This window comes from Nonomuraea bangladeshensis (genome assembly GCF_039529455.1).
Lineage (GTDB): Bacteria > Actinomycetota > Actinomycetes > Streptosporangiales > Streptosporangiaceae > Nonomuraea > Nonomuraea bangladeshensis.
Map to the genome: position 1 here is coordinate 95,668 of NZ_BAAAMV010000009.1, position 24,914 is coordinate 120,581.

The 24,914-nt window shown below is 68.4% G+C and carries 29 protein-coding genes and 1 pseudogene; 14 read left to right on the top strand and 16 right to left on the bottom strand.

Going from position 1 to position 24,914, the window contains the following annotated elements; translation table 11 throughout:
* Window positions 1-4 precede the first annotated feature (4 nt).
* The 4 genes from ABD292_RS29645 to ABD292_RS29660 form a co-directional block, all read right to left on the bottom strand.
* Window positions 5-304, bottom strand: a complete 300-nt coding sequence (locus tag ABD292_RS29645) for a hypothetical protein (RefSeq protein ID WP_344212990.1) — start codon at window positions 302-304, stop codon at window positions 5-7.
* Entirely contained in the window at window positions 301-717 is a 417-nt protein-coding gene (locus tag ABD292_RS29650; protein ID WP_344212992.1) for a plasmid replication, integration and excision activator, read from the bottom strand. The genes ABD292_RS29645 and ABD292_RS29650 overlap by 4 nt, the downstream gene beginning before the upstream one ends.
* Before the next feature lie 127 nt (window positions 718-844).
* Window positions 845-1,576, bottom strand: a complete 732-nt coding sequence (locus ABD292_RS29655) for a GntR family transcriptional regulator (protein ID WP_344212994.1) — start codon at window positions 1,574-1,576, stop codon at window positions 845-847.
* A gap of 146 nt (window positions 1,577-1,722) precedes the next feature.
* Window positions 1,723-1,956, bottom strand: coding sequence for a hypothetical protein (locus ABD292_RS29660; RefSeq protein WP_344212996.1), 234 nt, complete (start codon window positions 1,954-1,956; stop codon window positions 1,723-1,725).
* 376 nt (window positions 1,957-2,332) lie between these two features.
* Here ABD292_RS29660 and ABD292_RS29665 point away from each other — a divergent pair, with 376 nt between their 5' ends.
* The gene (locus ABD292_RS29665) at window positions 2,333-3,811 is read left to right on the top strand and encodes a helix-turn-helix domain-containing protein (RefSeq protein ID WP_344212998.1); all 1,479 of its coding nucleotides are present in this window, start codon (window positions 2,333-2,335) and stop codon (window positions 3,809-3,811) included.
* On the opposite strand, the gene cutA is transcribed toward ABD292_RS29665, so the two are convergent.
* On the bottom strand, window positions 3,777-4,109 hold the full coding sequence (gene cutA, locus ABD292_RS29670; protein ID WP_344213000.1) for a divalent-cation tolerance protein CutA: 333 nt from the start codon (window positions 4,107-4,109) through the stop codon (window positions 3,777-3,779). The genes ABD292_RS29665 and cutA overlap by 35 nt on opposite strands.
* Before the next feature lie 404 nt (window positions 4,110-4,513).
* On the bottom strand, window positions 4,514-4,924 hold the full coding sequence (locus tag ABD292_RS29675; protein WP_344213002.1) for a DUF6188 family protein: 411 nt from the start codon (window positions 4,922-4,924) through the stop codon (window positions 4,514-4,516).
* A gap of 172 nt (window positions 4,925-5,096) precedes the next feature.
* Between ABD292_RS29675 and ABD292_RS29680 the strand changes: the two genes are divergently transcribed.
* Window positions 5,097-5,498 carry a hypothetical protein gene (locus ABD292_RS29680; RefSeq protein WP_344213004.1) on the top strand — a complete coding sequence of 134 codons (402 nt, stop codon included), beginning with the start codon at window positions 5,097-5,099 and terminating at the stop codon, window positions 5,496-5,498.
* A 200-nt stretch (window positions 5,499-5,698) separates the two neighbouring features.
* Here the strand turns inward: ABD292_RS29680 and ABD292_RS29685 are convergent, their stop codons facing one another.
* The 3 genes from ABD292_RS29685 to ABD292_RS29695 form a co-directional block, all read right to left on the bottom strand.
* A complete protein-coding gene (locus tag ABD292_RS29685) occupies window positions 5,699-6,559 on the bottom strand; it encodes a site-specific integrase (RefSeq protein WP_344213006.1) in 861 nt (286 codons plus the stop codon).
* A 453-nt stretch (window positions 6,560-7,012) separates the two neighbouring features.
* On the bottom strand, window positions 7,013-7,468 hold the full coding sequence (locus tag ABD292_RS29690) for a DUF4383 domain-containing protein (protein WP_344213008.1): 456 nt from the start codon (window positions 7,466-7,468) through the stop codon (window positions 7,013-7,015).
* 315 nt (window positions 7,469-7,783) lie between these two features.
* Window positions 7,784-9,574, bottom strand: coding sequence for an AMP-dependent synthetase/ligase (locus ABD292_RS29695; protein ID WP_344213010.1), 1,791 nt, complete (start codon window positions 9,572-9,574; stop codon window positions 7,784-7,786).
* Window positions 9,575-9,807: 233 nt separating this feature from the next.
* Between ABD292_RS29695 and ABD292_RS29700 the strand changes: the two genes are divergently transcribed.
* Window positions 9,808-10,899, top strand: a complete 1,092-nt coding sequence (locus ABD292_RS29700; RefSeq protein ID WP_344213012.1) for a baeRF10 domain-containing protein — start codon at window positions 9,808-9,810, stop codon at window positions 10,897-10,899.
* A gap of 547 nt (window positions 10,900-11,446) precedes the next feature.
* Here the strand turns inward: ABD292_RS29700 and ABD292_RS29705 are convergent.
* Window positions 11,447-12,673 (bottom strand): GDSL-type esterase/lipase family protein, encoded by a 1,227-nt coding sequence (locus ABD292_RS29705; RefSeq protein WP_344213014.1) that lies wholly within the window; start codon window positions 12,671-12,673, stop codon window positions 11,447-11,449.
* Between the two features lie 514 nt (window positions 12,674-13,187).
* Window positions 13,188-13,532 carry a hypothetical protein gene (locus ABD292_RS29710; RefSeq protein ID WP_344213016.1) on the bottom strand — a complete coding sequence of 115 codons (345 nt, stop codon included), beginning with the start codon at window positions 13,530-13,532 and terminating at the stop codon, window positions 13,188-13,190.
* Window positions 13,533-14,038: 506 nt separating this feature from the next.
* Here ABD292_RS29710 and ABD292_RS29720 point away from each other — a divergent pair.
* Entirely contained in the window at window positions 14,039-15,181 is a 1,143-nt protein-coding gene (locus tag ABD292_RS29720) for a hypothetical protein (RefSeq protein ID WP_344213018.1), read from the top strand.
* Window positions 15,182-15,526: 345 nt separating this feature from the next.
* On the opposite strand, the gene ABD292_RS29725 is transcribed toward ABD292_RS29720, so the two are convergent.
* Window positions 15,527-15,760: a tyrosine-type recombinase/integrase gene (locus tag ABD292_RS29725; protein ID WP_344213020.1), complete on the bottom strand. Its 234-nt coding sequence runs from the start codon at window positions 15,758-15,760 to the stop codon at window positions 15,527-15,529.
* 290 nt (window positions 15,761-16,050) lie between these two features.
* Here ABD292_RS29725 and ABD292_RS29730 point away from each other — a divergent pair, with 290 nt between their 5' ends.
* Complete coding sequence (locus tag ABD292_RS29730; protein WP_150935602.1) at window positions 16,051-16,464, top strand: VOC family protein; 414 nt, start codon at window positions 16,051-16,053, stop codon at window positions 16,462-16,464.
* Window positions 16,465-16,542: 78 nt separating this feature from the next.
* Entirely contained in the window at window positions 16,543-16,872 is a 330-nt protein-coding gene (locus ABD292_RS29735; RefSeq protein WP_344213024.1) for an Imm51 family immunity protein, read from the top strand.
* 171 nt (window positions 16,873-17,043) lie between these two features.
* Here ABD292_RS29735 and ABD292_RS29740 read toward each other — a convergent pair.
* The 3 genes and pseudogenes from ABD292_RS29740 to ABD292_RS29750 form a co-directional block, all read right to left on the bottom strand.
* A pseudogene (locus ABD292_RS29740) lies at window positions 17,044-17,261 on the bottom strand (non-reducing end alpha-L-arabinofuranosidase family hydrolase).
* A gap of 331 nt (window positions 17,262-17,592) precedes the next feature.
* Window positions 17,593-17,802, bottom strand: a complete 210-nt coding sequence (locus tag ABD292_RS29745) for a hypothetical protein (protein WP_344213029.1) — start codon at window positions 17,800-17,802, stop codon at window positions 17,593-17,595.
* Between the two features lie 209 nt (window positions 17,803-18,011).
* A complete protein-coding gene (locus ABD292_RS29750; protein WP_344213031.1) occupies window positions 18,012-18,716 on the bottom strand; it encodes a TetR/AcrR family transcriptional regulator in 705 nt (234 codons plus the stop codon).
* 109 nt (window positions 18,717-18,825) lie between these two features.
* On the opposite strand from ABD292_RS29750, the gene ABD292_RS29755 reads away from it, so the two are divergent.
* The 8 genes from ABD292_RS29755 to ABD292_RS29790 all read left to right on the top strand — a co-directional run bounded on the left by ABD292_RS29755 (window position 18,826) and on the right by ABD292_RS29790 (window position 24,307).
* Window positions 18,826-19,560 (top strand): SDR family oxidoreductase, encoded by a 735-nt coding sequence (locus ABD292_RS29755; protein ID WP_344213033.1) that lies wholly within the window; start codon window positions 18,826-18,828, stop codon window positions 19,558-19,560.
* Window positions 19,561-19,699: 139 nt separating this feature from the next.
* Window positions 19,700-19,831 carry a hypothetical protein gene (locus ABD292_RS29760; protein ID WP_344213035.1) on the top strand — a complete coding sequence of 44 codons (132 nt, stop codon included), beginning with the start codon at window positions 19,700-19,702 and terminating at the stop codon, window positions 19,829-19,831.
* A gap of 26 nt (window positions 19,832-19,857) precedes the next feature.
* A complete protein-coding gene (locus ABD292_RS29765; protein WP_344213037.1) occupies window positions 19,858-20,064 on the top strand; it encodes a 4-oxalocrotonate tautomerase family protein in 207 nt (68 codons plus the stop codon).
* Window positions 20,065-20,281: 217 nt separating this feature from the next.
* Window positions 20,282-20,545: a hypothetical protein gene (locus ABD292_RS29770; protein WP_344213039.1), complete on the top strand. Its 264-nt coding sequence runs from the start codon at window positions 20,282-20,284 to the stop codon at window positions 20,543-20,545.
* 850 nt (window positions 20,546-21,395) lie between these two features.
* Window positions 21,396-21,845 carry a hypothetical protein gene (locus ABD292_RS29775; RefSeq protein ID WP_344213041.1) on the top strand — a complete coding sequence of 150 codons (450 nt, stop codon included), beginning with the start codon at window positions 21,396-21,398 and terminating at the stop codon, window positions 21,843-21,845.
* Window positions 21,846-21,978: 133 nt separating this feature from the next.
* On the top strand, window positions 21,979-22,929 hold the full coding sequence (locus ABD292_RS29780; RefSeq protein WP_344213043.1) for a saccharopine dehydrogenase family protein: 951 nt from the start codon (window positions 21,979-21,981) through the stop codon (window positions 22,927-22,929).
* 25 nt (window positions 22,930-22,954) lie between these two features.
* Window positions 22,955-23,245, top strand: coding sequence for an antibiotic biosynthesis monooxygenase (locus ABD292_RS29785; RefSeq protein WP_344213045.1), 291 nt, complete (start codon window positions 22,955-22,957; stop codon window positions 23,243-23,245).
* A gap of 510 nt (window positions 23,246-23,755) precedes the next feature.
* A complete protein-coding gene (locus ABD292_RS29790) occupies window positions 23,756-24,307 on the top strand; it encodes a TetR/AcrR family transcriptional regulator (protein ID WP_344213047.1) in 552 nt (183 codons plus the stop codon).
* Window positions 24,308-24,342: 35 nt separating this feature from the next.
* On the opposite strand, the gene ABD292_RS29795 is transcribed toward ABD292_RS29790, so the two are convergent.
* Complete coding sequence (locus ABD292_RS29795; protein ID WP_344213049.1) at window positions 24,343-24,870, bottom strand: CGNR zinc finger domain-containing protein; 528 nt, start codon at window positions 24,868-24,870, stop codon at window positions 24,343-24,345.
* Between the last annotated feature and the right edge of the window lie 44 nt (window positions 24,871-24,914).

Below are 24,914 nucleotides of genomic sequence, written 5' to 3' on the forward strand. Positions count from 1 at the left end.
CTTGTCAGGCCGCCGCCCGCTGTTCGGCGTGCAGGCGCTCGCAGTCGGCGAGGTAGGCCGCCGCCGCGTCGGACAACTGGCGGGCGAAGGTGACGCGTTCAGCCGTGACCTCGGCGTCCCTCGTCGTGCCGATGCTCACGTGAGTGGCGGCGAAGGCGATGTCGATGAAGGCGTGGGAGCCCTTGCCGGCCGCGTAGTACGTCACCTGAGCCGAGCTGTCGGGGTAGATCGAGACCCCGATGCGGGGCTCCTCGTCGGGCCGGACGCGGATGACCGTGTAGCTGTAGCTTTGACTGTCGTTCATGCTGCGACCTCCTTGCTGTTGTTGGTGGACTTGACGTTGGTGCGCGGGGCGAGCATCTGCCGCGCCTTGATCGAGTAGGCGAGCCGCCCGGAGCCGTTGACGTACGGCGTGACGGTCATGCCGTCGAACTCGACCGGCGTGAACGGCAGCCCCGCGACGGGAGCCGGGGCGACCGGCTGGGTGGGACTGAGGATCTTGACCGCAACGGTCTTCTGAGCGGCCTTGAGCGACGGGTCCGCGTCCATGACCGGGATCTGCCAGACGAGTTCGCCCGTCTGCTTGTCCCGCGCCTGGACGAACCTGCCGTTCGTCGAAGCCTCGAAGTCCTTGACCGGCTCGACCTCCCCGACGCTGTAGCAGCCGTGCGGGAAGACCTGGGCGAACGTCACGGGGATGGGTCCCTGGATTGCCATGTGCGCTCACTCCTCTTCTTGCGCGGTCAGCCATCTTGACTGACCAAGTTGTAAGCCCATTAAGCACGAAGCCCACTTGGCCAGTCAAGTGCACCAAGCGGGCTTCGCGAAGAAGTTGGAACTCCGGCTACCGAATGGGGTAGGCATCTTCCAATTCGTGCCGGTCACCAGGAAGGACAGACTCCACCACGACCCACGGCCGGCCTGTCGCGTCGCACGCCACGGCGTACACGGCCAGCAGCGCAGCCGAGCTCTTGACACCCAGGAGCGAGCATTCCTCCTTGCTCGGGTTCCGCGCCGTCACGTGCTCGATGATGTGGTCCAGCGCGGTACCGGCAGCGCTCTCGACGTAACGCCGGATGCCCTGTTTCAGCTCCTCCGGCTCGCCGAGGGCCGTCCCCTGTGCCACCGCGACCGGCAGCCAGGTGGAAGAGATCTCGGTCGGCTCGTTGTCGTGCTCGACGAGCGAGCGCCGCAGCATGACCGGCGACGCGGGCTTGAGTCCCAGGTAGGACGCGATCCGGTTCGGTACCTCAACCTCGCCGCTCACCAGCAAGCGGCTGGAGACCTGGGCTTCCTTGCGGTCGAGGAGTTCGCGTCCGGCGCGGGTCTGCTGACCGGTGGGGATGGCCGGCCTTCCCCGCACGAAGCGGCCCTTGCCTTGATGAGTGACGATCCAGCCCTGATCGCGCAGGACCCCGAGGGCCTTCACCACGGTTGGGCGTGCCATCCCGAACTCGGCCATGAGCTGATGTTCACTGGGCAGCGGGGAGCCGGGCGGATATTCGCCCGAGTCGATGCGCCGTTCCAGTTCCGCGATCAGTTGCGCGTACTTCGGAGGCGTGTATTCAAAGGACATCAGGGCTCCCGCATTCAGCATGCCTGTCTAGCCAAGCAGGCTATCAGCGCATGATGCCTGGGCAACCCCTTCTCAGGACAGATAGCCCTACCCCGGAAAAGGCGATGGCGCGGCCCCATTCCGGGTACCGCGCCATCGAACCCCGCCTACACCACCTGGCCACGTAGCAGGGCGCTCCAGACCTCGACAGCCTTCTTGTACGCCCACCGGTAGGTCTCGGAGGCCATCTCCCCGCCGTGGTCGTCGTACTCCGTCCGGCGGATGTACGCCTGCCCGCCGACACAGCACAGCTCGTACACCGTCGATCGGCAGTGACACGACCAGGCCACCACGCGGGCACGTTCCTGGGCCTTCGCCGGCTCACGCCAGACCAACTGCATGTGCCCCTCCTTGGCCTCGCGCACGTGCGGACTGACGCAGCCCGTGATGATCTCCACTACGACGCTCGCTTTCTCCCGACTCCCGAGCACTCGAAGCAGGTCACCTGCACAAGCTCCACGGCCGTACCGTCGAGACAGCGCAGCGCGTCGGCGCGGCTCTTGCGCACCCAGCGCCAGCCTGTGGCCCGGCAGGCCCGGCACCTCTCACTTGTCGGTTGATCGCTCCGAGTCATGGGACAAGCGTCCTCACCTGCGGTAAGGCAACCCATCCCGAGCCGGAATCCAAGACCGGGATCAGCACTATCCCTTGACGGGATGACTCCGGTCCGTGAGCGTGGAATCACCAGCAGTCCAAGGACGCGAGGGGAAACGGCAGATGCCCGCAGACGGGGCCGAACCGGTCGTCATACCGGCCGACCTGTGGCGACGCCCCGAAATGCGCACTGCCCTCACAAATCGCGACATCGGCCACCTCTTCCGGCTCGTCCGCCAGTACGCAGGCATCAGCCAGACCCGCATCGGCGTCGCCGTCGGCTTCAGCCAGGGCAAAGTCAGCGAGTACATGCAAGGCAAGGCCCAAGTCACCGCACTCGACGTCTTCGAGCGCATCGCCGACGGCCTGGGTCTGCCCGACCCCGCCCGCATGCTCCTCGGCCTCGCCCCGCGGATTCTCACCGGCGTCACGCACCCGCCCCCGCACATCCCGGCACGGGATGGAACACCAGCAAGCAGCCTTCTTAACGTGGAACAAGTAGTCATCGGCTCGCGCCAGCCGAACGACGCTTGCGACGTTGACGTACTGACGCTGGCCTGGATCGTGGGAAGGCTGGACGCACACGTGAACCGCCGAACAATGCTCCTCATCGCAGCCGGACTGACCGCCGAAGCGGCCTCCTCCCCCATCGCCGACCCCTGGGAACGCCTCGCCCGCGCCCTCGCCGGCCCTCGCATGCTCGACGAGGACACCGTCGAACACCTCGAAGCCCGCACCATCGGATTCCACCGCCTGGAGTACGAACTCCCCGCCAGCGCCCTCTACCAAGGGCTGACCAGCCACCTCAACGAATTGAGCACCCTTCTTCATGGTGCACCCGAGCGATTCCGCAGGCGCCTCGCCGCCTCGGCCGGGGAGGCGGCGACGCTGGCCTCATGGCTGGCCTGGGACCTCAAGCGGCCCGCGCAGTCGGCAGCCTTCGACCGGGTTTCAGCGCTCGCGGCCAAGGAGAGCGGGCACCCGATCATCCAGGCATGCACCCACGCCTACCGCTCGTACGCCTCGGAGGGACGGGCCGCCCTGGAAGCGGTACGGCGGGCGCAGCAGTTCCTACCAGCCCAAGGCGACGACGCCACACGAGCATGGCTGCTCTGCCTGGAAGCCGAACACCTCGCCGGCCTGGGAGACCGACAAGCAGCCGAACGGCTACGACAGGCGCAAGAAGCCTTCGACCACGCCCGCCCCCACCGCGAACGCGCCTGGACCCGCTTCCTGGACACCGGCCGCATGGCCGCCTTCCAGCTCTCCGTACATGTACGACTGGGCGACGAACGACAGGTGACCGCAGCCGGGCAACAGGCCCTCACCTCCGCTGACGGCTACGGCGACGGCGACCACAAGCGCATCGCCGTCATCTACGCCGACATCGCCCAAGCACAGCTCCAGATCGGCGACATCCCAACCGGCGTCACCTACGCCCGCCGCGCCCTGGACGCAGCCCAGCGGACCGAGTCAACGTGGGGCCTGCAACACCTGGGCAACGTGGAGAAGACGCTGGTCGGCCAGCGTGATCCCGCCGCTCGCGAACTCCTGGGCGACCTGATCTCTACACGCCGCGCTCTGGGGTCGTCTCCCGCCTGATCCACTCCAGATAGTCCGCCGTCCCGGCGACCAACGGCACGGCAATGATCTGCGGCACCTCATAGGGGTGGAGTTGCCGGATCGCAGCGGCCAGCTCGTCGAACCGCTCAGCCGTCGTCTTCATGAACAGCAGCCACTCCTCGGCCCGGTTGATCTCCCCACGCCACCAGTAGACAGACGTGATCGGGGCGACGAGCTGTGCAGCGGCGGCCAGGCGTTCCCCCACCACCACATCAGCGATCCGCTCAGCGGTGTCACGATCCGGCACGGTCACATGCACCTCGACGAACTCGGCCATGCCGCTCACACTGCCGAATTGTTCTTATAGAGATCAAGCGGCGGCGCGGCGCGCCGCCGTACCCCCGGCCCTCCGCCCACCCGCCGTCCGGGCGTGCGGCCTGGGGGCCGGTCCCGGACGGCGGCGGGACACCGGGCCGGGCACCGCACGCCAGCCCCGCCGTACCAACCGAACGCACCGACCGGGGTTACCACGCCGCCGCACAGATGCAGCCCCACGATCGCCACTGCATGGCTGGACGCCGTACGTGCTTGGGGGCGATCGACGATCCGTGCTTCGTTCCTCAGCACGGCTCACCGGACAACATGGTTGAGGTCTGTCTCCGAACTAAGGTCGGCCCACTCTCCTGCTGCAGGGTGACCGGGCGCGTGGAGAAAATGCCCACTGATCGCCATCGTGCCTTCTTACTGCCACACTGCGATGCCACCGCCTGGTTGGCAAACTAAGCGTGGGCCATCGTCCGGGCCGTGTGCACTCCACGCCTCGTAGCGGACGTCGGGCTTGACCTTCAGTTGCAGTCCGTTATCGAACCCCAGCCGCAGCGATCCAGACTTGAAAGCGACGGCTGAGAGAACCGTCGCCCCGAAGAGAGTCAGAGCCGGTGCAACATCCTGCTGTTCAGGCAATAGGCGCGCCTTCACTCGATCGAGCGCACGCAGTGTGCTTAACTCCGCTTCGGTTTCCACGTCCACTTGGGCTCCGCTGTCCAATAGCAGCGTCAGTTGGTAGCTCACACAGATTTGGATCACCTGCATGCCGCGGTACGGCAGCAGCCATCGGTCCTCCAGTTCGACAAGGTCTCTCGGCCGGTCCATGCAAAGCCTCCTGTGGCGGTCAACCGCATCGACTGTTTGATCGCTTGGCCGTGGCTCGGTTCCCCTTCGAGCGGGTCGGTGGTAGACGGATGATCGGGCAGGGGGCTCGGTCAGTCACTGCCCTCGCATCTCAGGCTGTCGGCCCACAAGTGTCTGGTCATACCATCACGCAGTGGCGAAAAGACCAACAGATATCTGGCGCGAGCACGTCGCGGAAGAGCGCGCCGAGCGTGCCGCCGGCCTCAGGAGTGTCGAGGACTCGAACTTCGCCGCGCTGTATCCAGAGCCTTTGGTAGTGGCGACCGAGCACGTCCTCACAGCCTTCGAGTATGAGGTACGGGGCTTTGACGCGCCTTCCGATGGAGAGGTCTTCGCAGCGATCCAACGGGTGGTCGAAGGGCTCAACGACGTCGACGGCGCCCATGACGATCACGACTACGACACGATCGAAAGAGAAGAGTTGTGCGAGTTCATCGACGGCGTGCTCAGCGAGGCGGGGATCGATCTCGACGGACTCGCCGCCCGTCGAGGAATCGAGCGCTCTGAGATCACTGACCAATGGCGAGAGTGGTGATCCACTCCACAACCGCTTGCTCTGAACATCCCGCTCCAGCCGCCGCTGTGTAATGTACGTGAAATGATCATGGACTGCACGGCGGCTGAACGCGGTCATGCCGCAGGTGAAAGGCCATCTGCCAGCCGCGACTGTCACGAGCTGTAAAACCGTCGGCACCGCTGCCGCCAGTTGCAGTTGCCGTTGCAGTTCCATGCCGTTCAGGAGCGTTCAGGAGCGTTCAGGGGAAACCCTACACAGCCACTGACCTGCATTGAACGATCTGGAACGGCTCGAACTGGATCTTTTAATCCGTAGGTTCCGGGTTCGAGCCCCGGGCGCCCTACCACTCTTAACCCTTCTGACCAGGGATTTCGCCGCTCCCATGGAATCCGCAGGACCGCCGGCGCCCTCTTGGGAGACCGAGGGGAGACCGCCCTCGGAACGATCGCAACGCTCGCCTCGGCCGCCGCGTGCGCCAGCTCCGGCAGGACCGTCGTGTACGTGTTCTCGGTGAAATTGGTCGAACTGTGGCGCAGCATCGTGGACACCACCTTCGTGTCGGCGCCGGCGGCATAGGCAAGCGTGGCCGCGCAGTGTCGTAGGTCGTGGAGCCGGATCGGCGGCAGGCCCGCCTCATAGGCGAGTTGAGAGAACAGCTCGCTGACCCATGCCGGGTGAAGCTCCCTGCCGTCCTCGTGGGTGAAGATGCGGCCGGTGTCGCTCCAGTCCTCTCCCCACTCCAGCCGCTCCTCGTTCTGCCGAGCTCGGTGCTCCTTCAGTACGGAGACCGTACCGGTGTCGAGGGCGATCACTCCGTCGCTCGACTCTGTCTTGGGCTCCCCCTCTTCGAAGCTCCACCCGATCTGTACGAGCTGCTTGGCGACGTCGAGCGTGCGCTCGTCCGTGTCGAGGTCCTCCCAGCGGACACCGCATCCCTCGCCACGGCGCAGCCCACGGAAGGCGATGAGGTGGAAGAGGGCATAGAGCCGATGCTGTGCGGCCACGTCGAGGAACGCACCGAGCTGGGCCGGGGTCCACACCATCACGGGTGACGGCCGCAATTCGCGGCTTTCCCACACCCGTACGGCGCTGAGGGTGTGATGAGCACCTCGACTTGGTCCGCAGCGAGGCGCTGGGCCGTTCGCTGAGGAGGACTACCGGCTGCGCATGGCCGACTGGCTACTCCAGGCGCTGGATGCCAGGAAGTGCGTCGTGGTGAAGCGCAACCCGGTGGCCGAACCGACGCCGCCGCCGGCCACGGTCGTCCCCGCGAGCAGGCACGTGACGCCCGAACGAGCTCTGCTGCAACCCGGGGACGATGGTGCAGCGGCACACCGTGCAGGAGGACGGCTCCGGTGCGTCACACGCTTCGGCTCGCGGAGGAGTGGGACGGCGGCCTGCTGGCGTGCTTCGAGGTCGGTGGCGAGGTGCTGATGGTGACGCTGGAGGCGGCGGTCTGGTACCTCAAGCCACCCATTTCTGCTAGCGAACCAAAGGGACCTGGAGCGCGCGGCCACATGCGCCGCGCTCGGCTAGTGAGTGTCCAGGCGGTGCTGGAGCTGCGCACGCGTCGCCATCGCCCCGAGCGCGATCATCACGACCCCCAGCACCAGGTGCAGCCAGTTGTCGGCCGTGTTGAACGGGACGAAGTTGGCCCCGCTGCCGTGCGGGACGAACAGCCCGTAGAGCCAGAGCACCAGGTAGATGATGCCGCCGATGAGCAGGAACCAGCGTGCCCCTGCCCACGTCCTGGCCAGCAGGACGCCGGCGACCCCGAACACCAGGTGGACGATGTTGTGCAGGACCGACACCTGGAACAGGCCCAGCAGCATCGCGCCCGACTCGTGGCCGGCGAACTGCATCTGACCGTAATTGGTGGTGATGCCGGGGATGAACCCCAGGATGCCGATCAGCAGGAACACAGCGCCGACGATGAGCGCCGCCAGCTGAACCGGGGTTTTGGTGGCGGAGGAAAGAACGCCGCTCATGGCGCCTCCTTGTCGTACCGGTGATGACCATCTGTGGCTACCCCTCATGGCAGCCATCAAGCGATATGACCTGCGTGAATGTCGTTCGAAGCCGTCCGGGCTGAACTCCGTCAACGCGAGCGACGCCAGGGGCCGCCGGCGCTGCACAAGGTGGTGGTGAAGGCCGGACGGCGGACGCGAGCCTCGATGACGGGCACCGGGTCTCGGGCCTTCGTCGCGAATCTTGAACACCGGCGGCGTCGCTTGGCAGCGGGTCAGCTGGCGGTGGGGATGGATGACCCCGCTCCGCGTGACAGCGGCAGCACCGTCCGCCACTCAGCGGTACAGCTCCTCGATGTCGGCCGCGAAGTCCTTGTGGACCAGGGCGCGCTTGACCTTCAGGGTCGGGGTCAGATACCCGTTCTGTTCGGTCAGGTCCACCGGAAGGATGCGGAACCTGCGGATCGACTCGGCCCGGCTCACCATCGTGTTGGCCTCGTCCACGGCCGTCTGCAGCCTGGCCAGCAGATCGGGATCGTCGCGAAGCTCGGCCGGGCCCGCCTGCCCGGGCCTGCCGGCGGCCCGCTTCCATGACGCCAGCGCACCGGCGTCCAGGGTGATCAGCGCGGCGGTGTACGGCCGCCGGTCGCCGACGACCACCACCTGGCTGATGAGCGGATGGGTACGCAGGCGGTCCTCGAGCGGCTCCGGGGCGAGGTTCTTGCCGCCGGCGGTGACAATGATCTCCTTCTTGCGGCCCGAGATCGTCAGGAACCCGTCCTCGTCCAGGGCGCCGACGTCGCCGGTGCGCAGCCAACCGTCGGCGGTCAGGCTCTCCCTGGTCACCTGCTCGTTGCGCCAGTAGCCCCGGAACACGATCGGGCCCCTGATCAGGATCTCGCCGTCGTCGGCGATGCGAATGTCGACCTCGGGCAGGGGCGGCCCCACCGTGCCGATCTTCATGGCGTGGGGCAGGTTCACGGTCGCGGCGGCGCTGGTCTCGGTCAGCCCGTAGCCTTCCAGCACGGTGACGCCGGCCCCTCGGAAGAAGTGGCCCAGCCGCACGCCCAGCGGCGCGCCGCCGGAGATGGCGTAGCCGACCCGGCCACCGAGCGCGGCCCGCAGCCGCCGGTACACCAGCCGGTCGCACAGGCGATGTGCCAGGCGCAGGCGCCGGCCCGGCCGCCCGTCGTCCAGCGCCTGGCTGTAGGCCACGGCGGTCCGCTCGGCCCAGTCGAAGATCCTCCCCTTGCCCTGGGCGTGGGCCCGCTGCTGAGCAACGTTGTAGACCCGCTCGAAAACCCTGGGCACCGCCAGCAGGAACGACGGTCGCAGGGCGGCCAGGTCCTCGGTCAGCCTGCCCCGGTCGGCGTTGTGCGCCAGGCACACACCCCGCTCCACGCAGGCCACCTGGATCACCCGCGCGAAGACGTGCGCCAGCGGGAGGAACAGCAGCGTCGAGGCGTTCTGGCCGAAGATCCGCTCCAGGCTGTCGATCGCCGCGCGAGCCTCGTGCAACAGGTTGCCGTGACTCAGCATGCAGCCCTTCGGGCGCCCGGTGGTGCCCGAGGTGTAGATGATCGTCGCCAGGTCGTCGGCCGACACCAGCCGGCGTCGCTCCCGCAGCTGAGCGTCGTCCACGTCTTGCCCGCCCTCGCGGAGACGGTCCAGCCCGCCTCCATCGATCTGCCACACCCGCGGCGGCCTGGACAGCCCCTCGGCCACGTCCTCGACCAGGCGACGATGCGTCTCGCGCTCGACCACCACGGCGGCCGGGCCGGCGTCCTCCAGCACCCAGCGGACCTGCTCGGCCGAGGAGGTCTCATAGATCGGGACCGGCAGCGCCGCCACCGTCCACAGGGCGTAGTCCAGCAACGTCCACTCGTAGCTGGTGGCGGCCAGCAGCGCGACCCGATCGCCGGGCCGGATCCCGGCGGCGAGGAAGCCGGCCGCCAGACTGCGGACGTCGGCCGCGAACTGCCGCGCCGTCACCGGACGCCAGCCGCCGGCTGACCGGCGCTGGAAAAGGACCAGGTCGCTGTTCATCCGATCGTCGGCGAACACCATGTCGGCGAGCTGGGTGTCGGGCGCAACGGTTGTCGGGGCCGGGGCCGCATGGGTACGCATCGTCCATCTCCCTGTGAGTGAGGAAAAGGCCAACCAGGCAGGCTGGGGCACCGGACGCCGCGATAAGCAGCTCGGTGCGCTATTTCCCCAGGTCATCAGGCACAAACGAGGAGGGCCGTACGACGGCGCAACCCGGTTCCCAGGGCGGGACGACGGGCGGCTTCGGTAAAATGGGGGAGCCCCCAACGCTGGGGCCCGCGCAACGGGCTCCTGCCTACGGAGGTGAGCGAGTCATGGTGTTCGACCAGGCAGACCTACGCGAGCTGGCGGTCTTCGGCGACGAGGTCGGCGTGTTGTCGCTCTACACGACGATGGAGCCGGGCACGCAGGCCGGGCGGACCCGGCTGCGCAACGAGATCGCCGCGTTGCGCCAGGACCTCGCCGCGGGCCCCGACCAGGAGCGGGCCAGGCTCGTGGGCCTCCGCCTCGACCTGCTGGAGCCGCGGATCGACGAACTGCTCGACCCGGCCGGTCCCGGTCTCGGACGTGCCCTGTTCGCGCAGGTGGCCGGTGACGAGGTACGCACCGAGTGGCTTCAGCTCCCGGTGGGTGACCTCGCCACCCTCAGGGAACGCGCTTATCTGCTGCCGCTCGTCACCGCTGTACAGGCCGACAGGCCCGCCGGGGTGGCCAGGGTGGGGCGTGACGGCGTGCGGCTGTTCGACTGCCGGTACGGCCTGGCCGACGAGCTGGAGCCGGTCATCTTCAACCTGGCGACCGCAGGTTCGTCCGGAGAGGCGACGCTGCCGGGGCTCTCCCGGCGCGGCATCCACCCCGACCGCTTCGACCAGCGCGTCGAGGAGCACCTGACCAAGTACCTGCGCGACGCGGTCCCGCACGTGGCGGGCCAGGCCCAGCGGCTGGGCTGGGAGACGCTGCTGCTGGTAGGCAACCCCCGCGACACCTCAGTGCTGGGCGAGGCGCTGCCGGCGGGCCCGGAGATCGTCCACATGGACGCCGTGCTCGATCCCGCTCTGTCGCCGTCGGAGGTGCTGGAGTTCGTCCGCCCCGCTCTAGACGAGGCACGGGCCAGGAACGACGCCGCCCTGGCCGTGCGCGCCCGGGACCTGGCCCTGTCGGGCGGCGACAGCGCGGTCGGCCTCGACGACATCCTCTCCCTACTGCGGCAGGGCCGGGTCGAGCACCTGCTGCTCGACGAGGCGGGCCCGTGGAACTCCGAGCCCATGGGCGTCACCCCCGAGGAGCTGGAGGAGGAGATGATCGAGCTCACCTTCGAGTACGGAGGCGAGGTCACCGTGCTGGAGACCGGAGCGGCGCAGGAGCTCGCCGAGGCGGGCGGAGTGGCTGCGATGCTCCGCTGGTGAGGACCACCCATGTCGACGCCGGTTCGCCGGCGTAGCGCATGACAGCGGCATGGCAGCCGTCTGCGGTGCTCCGCGCCGGCAGCACGGCCTGGCGCTGCAACGCCCAGCCCAGCGCCGCGGGCGGGTCGAGAGGGGCCCCGACGCCCCCGCCGTGGGAGGAGTTCACGGTGGCCGCGACGGCGGGTGCTGGGGTGCCATCCAGGAAGGTTGCCGGGAATCCTGCGGCGTGGGCGGGCATGCCTCACATGGACTTCTCCGCGATCTAATGCTGGTGTGGCCCGTCGGCGGATGAGGCACCGAAACAGGGCTCACCCCAGCGGGGGGTGAGCCCTGTCCTGTGCTCGGGACGAACAACCAGGCGTCGTTAACAGCCCTGCACGAACCACCCGTTGAAAAGTCCGCCCACGCACCGGGCCCGCTCGAGTCCGGTGACGTGGCCGCCCCCGGCAAGGCACACTCCCCCTGGGACGGAAGCGCGGGCAACGCCGGCCGTCGGGCGAGTTCGCTGAGGGTGCCTTCGAGGACCATGCACAGGCTGTGGAATGGATCAGGTTTGACTCCTGGGCGTGCCCGCGTCGCAGGGCTGGGTGCCGGGATCGCGGTAGAGGGACAGCAGGCAGCGGCCAAGCGCCTGCTGGCCGAACGCGTTGGGGTGCATGGCCTCCTGCTGGTGTCCTTGACTGATCCTCGCGCCGGCGGTGCCGTACCGTACCCACTCCATCGTGTCGCCCAGTTCGGCGGCGTCGTCCAGCGGACCGGCCTGGCGTGTGCCCTCCTCGCACAACGCGTGGCCCTCCACGGCGCCCAGCATGCTCAAGAACTCCACACCGGTCGCGGTGGCGACGCGGCGCAGCATGGCGTCGATCGCCGGTGCCAGGGTGTCGTGCATCAGGTCGAAGTCGGCGTCCCACAGCGGGCAACCGCCCACGAGCGTGCGCGTGGCGGTCTTGCCGCCACCGCCCTCGCCGTAGCGCACCCGGGCCGAGGAGGGCACCGGAGAGGGATAGGACTGAAGGATCAGCCGGTAGCCGGCAGAACGGGCCGACGCCTGGCTCATCACCTGGCGGATCTTCTGCACCGCCAGGGTCACCTGTTGCTCCACCGCCGGCAGCGCGGCGACAAACCGATCGCCCTCGCCGGTGGAGGCGCAGGAGCGCTTGTCGCCCGCCATGTACAGCGCGGCGCAGCGGCGCAGCATCCCGGACAGGTCCAGGTCGTTGCCGCCGATCGACAGCACGACCACCTCGACCTGCTGGGTGGCGGCAACCTGCGCAAGCAGTTCGGCTTGGGAGGAGGTGTTCTCCTTGAACGCCTCGTTGATGACGTGCCGGGTCTCCGCCCCCGAACAGGCCAGGTTGACCGGGGTGAGCCCGGCCCGGCTCAGCCCGGTGATCTCGGCCGCATCGGAACGGTGACACCCGGTGCCCTCTCCCTGCACGGCCGTGCCGTCATACACCCGCTGGGGGTCGTAGTGGCAGATCAAACGCCTGCGATAAGCGGCCCGGTCGGTGCCGCCGCGGGTGCAGCCCGCAGCGGCGGACACCGTGCTGTTACCCCACCATCGGCCTGCCTCTCCGGAGATGAAGCTGTCTCCCAAGGACACCGCCACCTGCTCGGTTGCCTGGGCCTGGGCGGGTGCGGGAACGGCCAGGGCCGTGGCGCTCAGCGCCAGGATCGCCAGAACCCGACCGGCATGCCCGGCACGGCGCACGTGACGGGGGCGGTGGGGGACGGCGGGAACGCTGCGGAGATGCTGCGGGACGGTAGCGCTCACTGCTGTTCCTTTCACGGTGCGTGGGACGCCTTTTGAGCCGGCCATCGGGGTGTGGAAGAACGGGAACGTACGCCTGACCTCGGTGTTCGGGGCTGCCGGAGATCCGCTGACTTTCTTGTCAGATGAGTGGTGTGTTGTGAAGGCGTCCAGTCCTGCCGGGCTGTCTGTGGTCCGGGTCGGGGCCTTCGGCGATGGCGATGTCGCCCCTCAGCGCGTGGAAGCACACAAACATGCGCTTGAGCCCGTTTCCCCAGCTCACGAGGGATGCATGAGACGAGGCAGTCCGGGGAGCAGGTGGACTACGGCGGCGGGCAGGTCGAGGTGGCCGTTCACACCTGCCCGGACTCCAACCCCAGGTATTGTTCAGCTCGATCCTTGTGCGGTCACGAAGATCCACAGCGGCAAGGGCGCCCCTGGATCGCCTCCTGGCCGCCCGGTCGAGAGCTCTCGCGCGGCGGATGCGACGATCGGCGCCCTGCTGCCGGCCGCAGGGCACCGCGCCCGGATCCGCGCTTCAGGAGAAGACGACGGAGCGCACCAGCAGGCGATCGGAAGCACCCGCACCGGGGCGCAGGCTGTAGAAGACATCCCCTGTGCAGCCGGCCTCCAGGAAGACCGTGGCGGTTGCGTCGGTCAGGTTCTTCGGCGCGTAGGCGGCCGACGTGCCGTCAGATCCGGCTCCCTGGATGTCGATGCATCTCCGGCTCGGGGGCTCGTTGATGAAGCCGACGGCGTCGTACCCGTCGGCGGTCTGGTAGGAGTAGCGGAACTGGCCTGTGGCGGCCGATGCGGGGCCGGGAACGGCCAGAACCAGCATGAGGGCGCCGCCGGCGGCAGCCAGGGCAGAGTGCCGACGCATGGATCTTCCTTTCGCGAGGGACAACGCAAACACGCTCCGTGTTTATAAAGTTACAGTGAGTGATTGTTGTCGAATCCGCAAGGGCTTGCCGGGACACATCCAGGCGCAGTCACCGGCAGCGGCGCTCGGCACGCCGGGCGCGGATCCGTCCGGCCAGGCGAATCAGGGTGTGCAGCGGAATCGCGGCACGGTAAGAAAGCAACGAGGCTCTTTGATAGAGGCATCGGAGCTTGGGCGACTGCTGTCTTACCGGGAGCCTCTTCTCATGCCAACCCGCCCTGGTGTCGCCCCTGCTGACCAGCGCGGTCAGGCTGGAAGAGGCGCTTGATGTCCGAGGCCGCCGTGGAGTGGCGCTATGAACGCGCTGCCTGTCGAGCCGGGCGGACCTGTAGCGTGATCGTCCCAGTTCACCTTCCGCGGGAGGCCGGGCAGCCGTGTGAAACGAGAACGGGCGATCGGGCAGGGTGGCAGGAGGACAGCAGGAGCGGCAGGACGGAGACGAGCGCGTGGCCGGCTGGAGCGCGATGGCGGGGATGCATGACTTCGTCGTGCCCGACGAGGTGGCCGCGCGCGCGTTGGCCGAGCAGCTCGCGGAGTACGGGTTCTCCTGCGTTTTCGCACGTCCGCACCCCCATGGCGGCTGGCTGGTGATGGCGCTCGACGAGGGTCCCTACCCGGTCGACACCGTGGGTCACCGGCAGTTCGATGCGGTGAACCGGGAAGCCGCGGCGATCGCGCGGACGTACGGCGGCCGGCCCCGTAGCGGCAACCGGTTCGACATCAGCCGGATAGCCGAGCATCGCAGCTGGACCGCCCCGATCGTGGCGAGGGGGACAAAGGCGCGACCGCCGGTCCCGGAGGTCACCATCGCCCCGGCACCACCCCTGGAACCACTGGCGCTCACACCGGACTTCGCCACCCCGGGGGTTGTGGAGCTGACCGGTCTCGACGACGTGTCATGGGGCGATTTGGAGCACGCGCACGGGCCCGCCGACGACATCCCTGGCCTGCTGCGCGAGCTGGCGGACGGCACGGAGGAGTGGGACGAGGTCCTCGATGAGCTGTTCGGCGACGACCTGCTGCACCAGGGCGACTGCTACGAGGCCACAGCTCCCGCGCTGCCGTTCCTCACCCAGCTGATCGTCGCCGACGTGGTGCCGGCCCGGCAGCGCCGGGACCTCTACGTGTGGCTGATGATGGCTGGTGGCCGCCGCAACGACAACCTGGTCGCGTTCGCCGATCTCGCGCTGGACGAAGGGGAGCCGCTCCAGCCGGGTGCGTGGACCGAGGAGGTGTACCGGACCGTCGGCGATCAGGTTCCGGTGCTGCTGCAACGGTGGGAAGCCGAGCCGCCGGGGATCCGATTCGTACTCGCCGTCCTTGCCGCGCAGCATCCCGGGCACGGCGTGAGGGTCGCCGACCGGATCGCTGCGTTGGCGGCCGGGCTCGACGGGACGCAGCAGGGTGCGTACCTGCGGCTCGCCGTGGAACTTGTGCAGGGCCGCGACGCGGATGCGCTGGCCCTCGCCTCGAGGATCATCGATTGGGCGGACCGCCTGGAGCCGAAGTGGCTGGAGGCTCCGGGCGTGCCCGACGGCATCAAGGCGGCGCACGTGCTGGCCGAAGGCGCGCTCTACACGATCACATAGCTGCGCCATGCGGCCGCCGGACCACGAGCCTGCTCACCAGCTCGTGCGGCTCGGCAATGTCTGAGGTCGAGCTTCGGCAGGTCTCGCGCATGATCGTCGCTGAGGTGCTGATCTCTTTGAAACCGTCGGCACGGCTACCGTCAGTTGCAGTTGCCGTTGCACTTCCATGCCGTCCAGGAGTGTTCAAAGGAGACCGTACACAGGCACTGACCTGCATCGAACGATCTGCTTTTAATCCGTAGGTTCCGGATTCGAGCCCCGGGCGCCTTGCCACTCCGACCTGCGGTTTTCCACGATCCTGTATTCGAGTCGTATGATCGTGAGCCACGGTGCGACACCTGTGAGTCACGTATCACGGCGGGCGTTGTGCACCTTGCGCGTGGTCTTGCGAGCCGCTTTGAGGACCAGCCGTGCGATGGCCCGGGCGCTCTCGTGATACAGCTGCGGCAGCACCGACGTGTACGTGTCGGCGGTGAGCACGATGCTGACATGTCCGAGCAGGCCTTGCACCACGCGCAGATCCGCTCCTGCCGCCAGGGCCGGCGTCGCGGCTCCATGTCTCAAATCATGCAGCCGCACCGGGGGGGCCGCTGGCCATGATCAGCTTGTGGAAGCGGTGGGTGAGGTAGTTGGATCAATGGCCCCGCCGTTCTCGCGGGTGAACATCGGGGTTGACGGCGACCGATCGATGCCCAGTTCATCGCGCTGGACTTGTTCGTGGCGGTGCAGAAGCCGGAGAGTGGCCGGGCGGCACCGGTGGGCCGCCGATACCCGGCAGACACCGGTCACGAATCGAGAAGCGCCGGGCCCGGAACCCCTCGTAGCGTGAGCTTCATGAGCACGACCCTGAAGCACAAGGGAGCCAAGGCATGAAAGCGCACGTCAGCTCAATTCTCCTCGCCGTCCGTGACATGGACAGGGCCAAGCGGTTCTACACCGAGGGGCTCGGCTGGAAGATCAAGAACGACTTCGGCGTCTCGGTGTTCTTCGAATCGGACGGAGCCTCGCCCGTCGGCTTCTACGGCCGCGACGGCCTGGCCGACATGGTGGGAACGAGCCGGGACGGCAGCGGCTTCGGCGGGCTTGTCCTCACTTACGTCGTCCGCAGCGAGGCGCGGGTCGACGAGATCATGGCAGAGGCCGAGAAGGCCGGTGCCACGATCCTCAAGCCTGCCGGCGCGCTGCCGTGGGGCGGGTACGGCGGCACCTTCGCCGACCCGGACGGCTACATCTGGAGCCTCGGCTACAGCGCCCAGGGACAGGACCAGCCGTACGCCGAGTGACTCCGCCGGCGGCCTCAGCGGGCCTGGAGCCCCTTGCGGCTGTGGATCGACCAGTGACAGCATGCGCCGGTGCATCCATTGAGGCTGATCGAGCCGACCCCGGGAGAGTACTCACTGTTGCTGGAGGCAGGAACCACGCGGGTCGACGACGTGATCGAAGATCTCGGCCATGAGCCGAACGGATACTTCTGGGAGGGCGTCGCGCAGGTGCTCGTCGGCACCGAGGCTCCCGCTCTGGAAGGCCGATTCTCGTACGACCCCGAAGGCGACACGTTCTGCGCGTACGGAAAGGACCGCGGCGCGCTGGAGGAACTCGGCATCCTGATGGCGACCATCGTGACGGACGCCGACCGCGTGCGGCGGCTCGTGGCGGCCGCCGAGGCGAACGGTTTCGAGTTCGACGACTGACTCGCCTGCCGCTGAAAGACAGGCGCTCTGAGCTGCGGAAAACTGAGGCGGGCTCGGCGCGAAGCCGAGCCCGCCCGTTTCGGATCCGCCCGGTCCCGGCGTTGGTACGTCAGGACGTACGGGCGGGACCTGTGTCATGCCTTGGCGCTGCAGGGTCAGCAGGCCCGGGTGCTAAGGCAGGAGACCATGGTCGCCGCCGGAGCTGGGGCTGCGGCCCTGGTAGAGGAGCGGCAGGTTGCAGGGGTCGACGGTCTTGGTCTGGTCGGGGTTGCTGTGGACCAGGTCACCGTGGCTGATGTCGTTGGTCCAGGCGGCGCGCTGTTGGCCTTGCCGGCGAACGGGTTGCTCTCGGTCGCGGCGTTCGGCGTCCACGAGCCGTCCAGGCGCAGTGGCTCATGCGGTCATCGAATTGATGACTGCCTCAGTGATTAGAGAGGACGCTGGCCTGGCTTACCGCTTGTCGCCGTCTGGCCCTCGACTACGAACGAGACCCGAAGATCTCCGCGGCCGTCATCCGCTGGGCCGCCATCGCCGGTATGGCCCGCCGTCCCACCCGCACGGGCCCCGCTCGGCGACAGGCCAGAATCGTCTGCGACTGACGAAGCATCATGCCGCGGCGGCGTAGACCTCACACCTCAAGAATCAAGGCCTGTGATCACCAGGCAGGGCTTTGACCTGTTCGGAGATTTTCGGCATCCACAGGCTGGGCGGATGCCGTGGTCACGAGGCCGGTGCGCAGGCCCGGCGTACGGCGGGCAGATGGGTAGTCAGGGTCTGCGCGTAGGCGATGAGCACCGCCGGAATCTCATCGCCGATCTTCATCCAGGCGATTCCCTGGGCTTCAGTCTGTACGGCTTGCTGTTCCTGACCGGCGCCATCCATCTCGACGGCGGCCTCCATCAGCAGGTGGCTGTGGATCGAGGCGGCCAACGCCGCTGAGCTGGGGCTTCACCGTTGCAGGGCCGGAGCCTCGTAGGCAGCCGCAGGCCGCTGGAAGCCGCCGGATGCCGAGCGCCGAGTTGCCCCGTGCCTACGTTCACCGGAAGATGCCGCGGCGCCACGCCGCCCATCCCACGAAGGCCGCAGCGACCCCGGGACGTGGATGCGCGCGCGGCCGGGGAGGATGGGCCGGGTGGCCGTCAGCTTCGGGCGGGGTGCGTGATGCGTTCGAGCCATCGCCGCAGAAGGGCGGCCTCGACCGGTTCCAGTGCCTGCGTCCCGGTGAGATCGAGCTGTGCGTGCAGGCGCAGCGCCGCAGTGTGCAGCGGGTCAGCGTCGTTCGCGGCGGCCGGTTCAGCCAGTACGTGTGAGAACACGGCGTCCCTCATGCGGTGGGACAGCGCGGGGTCGCCGAACGGGTCGGGTCTGGCGATGTGGTCAAGGGCGGTCCCGACGTTCGCCGACAGGATGAGCCGGGCGGCGGTGTGCGGCTCGACCTTGAGCGCGCCCACCGCCGCACACCGCGTGAGTGCCGCCACCAGCAGGTCCATCACGCGCTCTCGAGCTGTTGAGCGCGACCACGGCCTCGGGGTGAACATCAGCTGGTAGAGGGCCGGGTTCGCCTGTGCGAAGGCCATGTGGCCGTCCCAGCCGGCGTGCAGGTCGGCCACCGGGTCGCCGGTCTGCTCCTGGGCGGCCTTGAGCGCGGCGTAGCGCTCGTAGCCGTGGTCGGCGACGGCGTCCAGCAGGCCGCGCTTGTCGCCGAACAGCCGGTAGAGCACGGGCTGGCTCACGCCGACGGCCTCGCAGACCGTCCGTGTGGCGACCTCGTGGTCGGTGGACGACGCGAGCTGCCGCTCCGCAGCCTCGATCATCGCCGCGCGAAGCGAGTCGTCCTCTGGCATGCAATCAATGATAGCGGCAAAAGCTAGCGAGGTTACGGAGCTGTGCTATCGTCGGAGCGTAACGTCGATACGGCATTCCCATATCGGCGATAAGATCAAGGGGTCTTCCATGAATGCTCAGCGTGTGGCCGTCGTCGGCGGCGGCTCCCGTGGAATAGGCAAGGCGATCGCGGTGGCGCTGGGGGCACGGGGCTACGCGGTCGCGGTGGGTTTCCACGGATCGGACCTCGCCGCGGTGCAGGTGACCGAGGAGATCACGACATCCGGCGGCCGGGCGATCGCGGTCCAGGCCGACGTGGCCGACGAGGACGCCGTCGCGAAGATGTTCGACGTGGCGGAGAAATCCTTCGGCGGGATCGACGTGGTCGTCAATTCGGCGGGGCGGCTGTCGCTGTCCCCGATCGCCGACCTCGACCTCGACGAGCTGGACGCCCTGCACCGCACCAACATCCGCGGCACCTTCGTCATGGCCAGGGAGGCCGCACGCCGCGTGCGCGCCGGGGGCGCGATCGTCAACCTGTCCACCTCCGTGGTCGGCCTGCAGTTTCCCGGCTACGGCGCGTACGCCGCCAGCAAGGGCGCCGTCGAGGCGATGACACTGGTGCTCGCCCGAGAGCTGCGCGGACGGGACATCACGGTCAACGCCGTCGCTCCCGGCCCGACCGCCACCGAACTGTTCCTCGACGGCAAGGACGAGGCGACGATCGAACGGCTCGCGAAGCAGCCACCGCTGGAGCGCCTCGGCACCCCGCAGGACATCGCCGAGGTCGTCGCCTTCCTGGCGAGCCCGGCCGGGCACTGGATCAACGGCCAGGTCGTGCGCGCCAACGGCGGAATCATCTGATGACCGCCGTGCTAGCGGTCGGCTCACGGGCGGGGCCCGGCACGGGGCACGCCGTCGCGGCCGGCACGAGGCGGACCGCCGACCGCACCGCCCCGCCGTCACTGCCCTGCAACGGCTCGCCGCCGACGAAGACCTCACGTTGCCGGCGTCCGAGCTGGACGTGCAGTCGATCGCCGACGAGGTCGTCCCGATCGTCGCCGACCGCCTCCGCACCGAGTTCTACCGACGTGTAGGCGTCGAGGACCTGCTGTCCTCAACCGCCTCGCTCTGAATCACCACTACAGGAAGGTCATCACCATGCCATTCGCCAACCTCAAGGTGCCCGCCGACACCCTGACCCCCGAGTCCAAGAAGAAGCTCATCGACGCCGTCACAGACGCCTACGCCACGGTCTACGGAGAACGAGCCCGCGCCACCACCCTGGTCCTCCTGGAGGAGGTCCCGGACGGCGGCTGGGGCGTGGGCGGCAACGTCCTGACCGCCGAGATGCTCGGCCGTAGCTGACCCGTCCGGCGGTAGGGCCGCACCCCCGGACCTACTGCCGGGCCTCGCCCGCCCGTTCTCTCACCTGGCACGGGCGGGTCCGAGCCGGGCGGGGCAGGTCTACGAGCTGACCGGGCCCAGGCTGCTGACGTTCGCCCGGGCCACCGCCGAGATTGCCGCGGCCGCCGCGCGCGAGATCGACTACACCCAGATCCCGGTCGACGCGTACGTGCAGCACGTGCCCGAGGGCGTCGCCGGCTTCCTGACCCACCTGTTCACGACAGTGCTCGACGGCCGCGACGCCTCGCTCGGCGACGGGATCCAGCGCACGCTGGGCCGCGAGCCGCGCGCCTTCGCCGACTTCGCCCGCCAGGGCGCGGCGAGGGGAATCTGGAGCGCCGTCCGGCGGTCGCGGTCGGTTCGCGCTGTCGGTGGTGATGCTGCGTGGTCACCCTGGCGGCGAACGTGCCGCTCAACGACGCGCTCGCCGCGGGTCAGGTGACGCGGTCCGGGTTCGAGGGCGTCTGGGACACCTGGAACGTGGTGCGAGCGGTGGCCGCCACCGGCTCGCTGGTGCCGGACAGCTTCCCCAGGCTCGGGGGTTCCTCCGTGTGGGCGATATACGCAGCCTGCTCGGACGGGCTGAATCTTCCCTCGTCGCCTCCCGAGAGATCGCCGTCGCCTGTCGCGCCCGGCGACCAGCCAAGCGATGGGTTTTGTCCGTGATGGCGGAACAGTGCGGAGACTTCCTCCGGCTACCGCCTCGCGATCAGCCGTACGCGTGCCCATGCTGGCCCAACGGGTCGGCCAGTTTGACCGAAGAGCGGCGGCGCTACCGAGAAATGCGGGGACTGCCGCCGCTGGAGCTGTGACAGCAACGGCCACGGACGAAGGCCGATTGGTCGGCTCCGCCTCGCGGGACATACGCGGGATCGGCCTCCTGCAGGCGATGTCTGTGAGGCATTCCCAGAGGTCATCACTCGATGGCCGTTCTCATTTCACGGCACCACGCCTATGACCAGGTCAAACTCGTACACCACTTCCGTGGACGTAACCCCTCACGGGCACGGATATCGGGTCGAGCATCGCGCGCGGCCGCGCCTGAAGAGGACCTGGGTGGCGCCGAGGCATCAGCGCTATTGTTGTGAACGCATGTTCATGCTACTGTCGTGGACAGCTGTTCACGATGGCGTGAACGCTTCGATCAACCGCCTCAATGCCTGGGCGGGCCTGCGCATCCGCAACAGCCGGCGCACCTCGTCGCGGCATGCCCTCGCGTCCTAAGTGATCTGCCAGGCCCACCGGCCGGCCGAGGATGCCGCGTCCAGCACCCCATTCACGTTGGAGGCCACATGACCACTGATCGCAAAAGCCCCACCGTCTCTACGTCCAGGACGAACGTGCAGGTGCTGGCGTGGTGCAGCGCCAACGCGCTGATCACCACCGTTCATCACGTGTACGGCGCCGTCATCTACGGCACCCCTGGGCGTTATCACGCCGTCCTCGCCGCCGCGTTGCTGTTGGCTCTGGACGTGGCCGCATACGCTTGGGCCCGGCGCCCGGTGGCTTGGTGGATCCACTGGTCGGTGTCCCTGGTCGGTTTCGTACTTTCGTTCGGGCTCTTCGAGGGCCTGTACACCCACGTGCTCTCCCCGCTCCTCCAAGGGGGCTACATGACGCCTGGGCAGCCGTTCGACCTGCTCTTCCAGGCTACCGGTGTGCTGCACGTCCTCCCCGCCGCCGTGACGGCGCTGCTGCTCGTGCGCCTGTTGCGCGAGCGTGGCCAGGCGGTGACCTCGTGAGCAACAGCACCAGAGCATGGCGGCATGCGCACCGGATCGCGGGCAGGCCGTTGATGGCAGCGCCCAGCCCGCAAGGCCACGTCGGGAGCCTGTGGTCCCGGACCTTTCACGAACGAGCCACGACGAGACCCATATGAAGGTCATAGTCCTGGGCGGCTACGGTGCCGTCGGCTCCCAAGCGGTCGCTTATCTCCGGGAGATGGCTGCGCACGTCCTGGCCGCAGGACGTGATCCGAAGCGCGCCGATCTGCTGATTGACGCCGGTCATCCCCACGGCCTCGATCGCGTGTTGAAGGACGTGGACGTGGTGCTCAACTGCGCCGGCACAGAAGACGCCGCCCTGGCGGACCAGGTCACCCGCCACGGCGCGGCTTTCGTGGACATCACGGCGAGCGTGGAATACACATCCGCCGTCGAACGCCTCAAGCCGTCCGCCCCCATCCTGCTCAGCGTGGGCTTGGCCCCAGGTTTGACCAACCTGCTCGCTGCCGCTGTCCAGCAGGAAGCGCCGGCCCAGCCCATCGACATCGCTTTGTTGCTCGGCGCCGGTGAGCGCTACGGCAAGGCTTCCACCACCTGGGCCTACCAGTTGCTCGGTCAGGACTTCGCCGATCCGGCGACGGGCGAAAGAATCCGCAACTACAGCCGTCCCCGGCGCTTCCACCTGCCCGTGTACGGGGTACGCCGGCTGCTTCGGGTCGACTACAGCGACCAGCACGTCCTCCACCGCGACCTCGGCGTGCCCGTCCGTACGTACTTCGGACTCACGTCCCGTCTGGCGACCGCCGCCCTGGCCGCCCTGACACGTCTTCCCGCGGCCGCTCACGCGGCGCCTTCCTGGCACCTCCCAGGCGATCAACGATGGTTGGCCCTGGCGCGCAGCGCCGACGGCCGCACCCATACGCTCGGCGGCCGGGTCCAGGCGCATGCCACCGCCGCGATAGCGGCCATCGCCGCTGTGAAGGCCGCCCGCCTACCGCGCGGGGTCCATCACCTCCACCACGTACTGGATCTGTCGGACCTCGCAGCTCTGCCGATCAGGCTCCATCCCTGGTATCCGCCGACCCCCGAGCCCAACCACTGAAGCCCACTAGAGAACAGGTACGGTTATGCCTCTTATCACGGTCACCCGGTTCCAGATCGATCCCGCCGACGCCGAACAGTTGCGGGTCCGGCACGCCGCCCTCGTCGCCGCGACCAGAGCCGCAGTGCCAGGGCTGGAGGAGGCGTGGCTGGGCAGAGTCGACGATGAGCACTGGGCCGGCATCTGGCGCTGGGACTCGGCCGCCAGCCTGGCGACGGCCCGGCAGGCAGCGGCCGGCAGCCCTGAAGTCGCCGCCGCCTTCGCGCTGACCCGGGGGGCCGGCGCAGAAGACTTCGAGATCCTCGACGAGCACTGACGATCCGCAGCCGACGCCGGCCAGATCACCTCAGGGGACCCCGTAGTCCCAATGGGACGCGGCAGGCGACAGCGGCCACTCAGAGCATCCGGTGACGCTGCGGGAAGCGCGGAAGGGAATCCAGCAGGTCGTGCAAGTCCGCGGGCGCATGAATCCGGCGTCACCGAGAACGGCTCGCTGAGGGTACCGCCTTCGCAGTGAAGAAGCTCTCCGCGTGGGCAAACCCCTGAAGCAGGGCGAGAATCAGGGCTTCACGGAGACCTGCCAGCGGCTGGCGGGCCAGGCTGGAGGCCGCGCTGAAGCCGTACGAGAGCTCTGCGGGCGTGCTGCTGCCGGGTGCCCAGTGGCTGGTCACCGCGCACGCGCCGGGCTCGCTCGGGACACGCCGCCAGCTATCATGAACAATTGTTCATGGTAGGCTTCGGGGTCACGATGCAGTCGCGACACTGTGGAGGGGTCATAGCACCGGCCCGACGTGGGGCCGCCGCGACGGCGGCGCTGCACGCTTCGATGATCGACCACGCCGCCCAGCTCGTCCGTCGTGACGGGGCCGACGCGCTCACCATGCGGGCGCTGGCCCAGGAGGCGGGATGTTCCCTCGGCATGCTGTACAAGATCTTCGACAGCCGGGAAGCGCTCGTTCTCGCGGTCGTGGACCGACAGTTCCGGGACCTCACGGCGAGCCTGGAGGAGATCGTGGCGCGGGCCGGCACGGGCACCGTGGCGGAAAACCTGGGACGGTTCGCCGAGGTGCTGCTGGGCCCGGCCGCCGAAGTGATCAAGCTGGCCGCCGGGGTGCCCGTACAGGAACGGGGCTTCCACGACTCGGCCATGGGCAGCGGGTTCGTCGACGCCCTGCCGACCACCGTCACCCGCTACATCGCCGCCGAGAAGCGCCTGGACAGGATCGGGGCTCGGGTGGACGAGCACGCGATCGGGTTCCTGGTGACCGGAGCGGTGCACAACCTGCTCGTCTCCGGCGAGGCGTATCCCCGGCCGTCGCTGTCCGAGGTGCGGGAGTTGCTGGGCGCACTCGCCGAGCTCCTGGTGGACGGGTCCTGAGCCCGGCGAGGCCATAGCCCGTCCCACGGCTGGACTCAGGCATGTCGGCGGCTTCGGTAGGCGGCGGTCTTGGCGCGTGCCGTGCACGCGCTACTGCAGTAGCGCCGCGATCCGTTGCGGGTGAGGTCGATATAGACGGCGTCACACCGGTGAGCTGCGCATTGCCCGAACCGGTCCGGACCGTAGCCGTCCACGATCAGGGCCAGCGCGGTGGCGAACTCGCCTCCCAACGCTTCCACGCAGGTGCCGCCTGCCCCGTGAAAATGCAGGTGGAACGGCTGGCCGGCATCCTCGACCAGGTACGGTTGGGCGCCGTACCTACGAATCATGGCGTTGATGAGCGCCGCCTGATCCGCGGCCTGATCGGCCACCAGCACCTCGCGTAGTTCCCTGGCGAGTTCCCCGAGACGAACATCCGCGTCGAGATCGTCCAGCACCGCTTTCCGGGTGCGCTCGCCGACCATGGCGACGAATGCCCTCACCAGCTCATCGCCCTCCAGGCATGGCGTCTCGGCACCGCCCCGCCAGGGGGAGGTGGCCACGTTGACCAGTTCGGCGATCACCGGAGCATGACGTACGACGTTACAGGCTATTTCCACTTGACCAG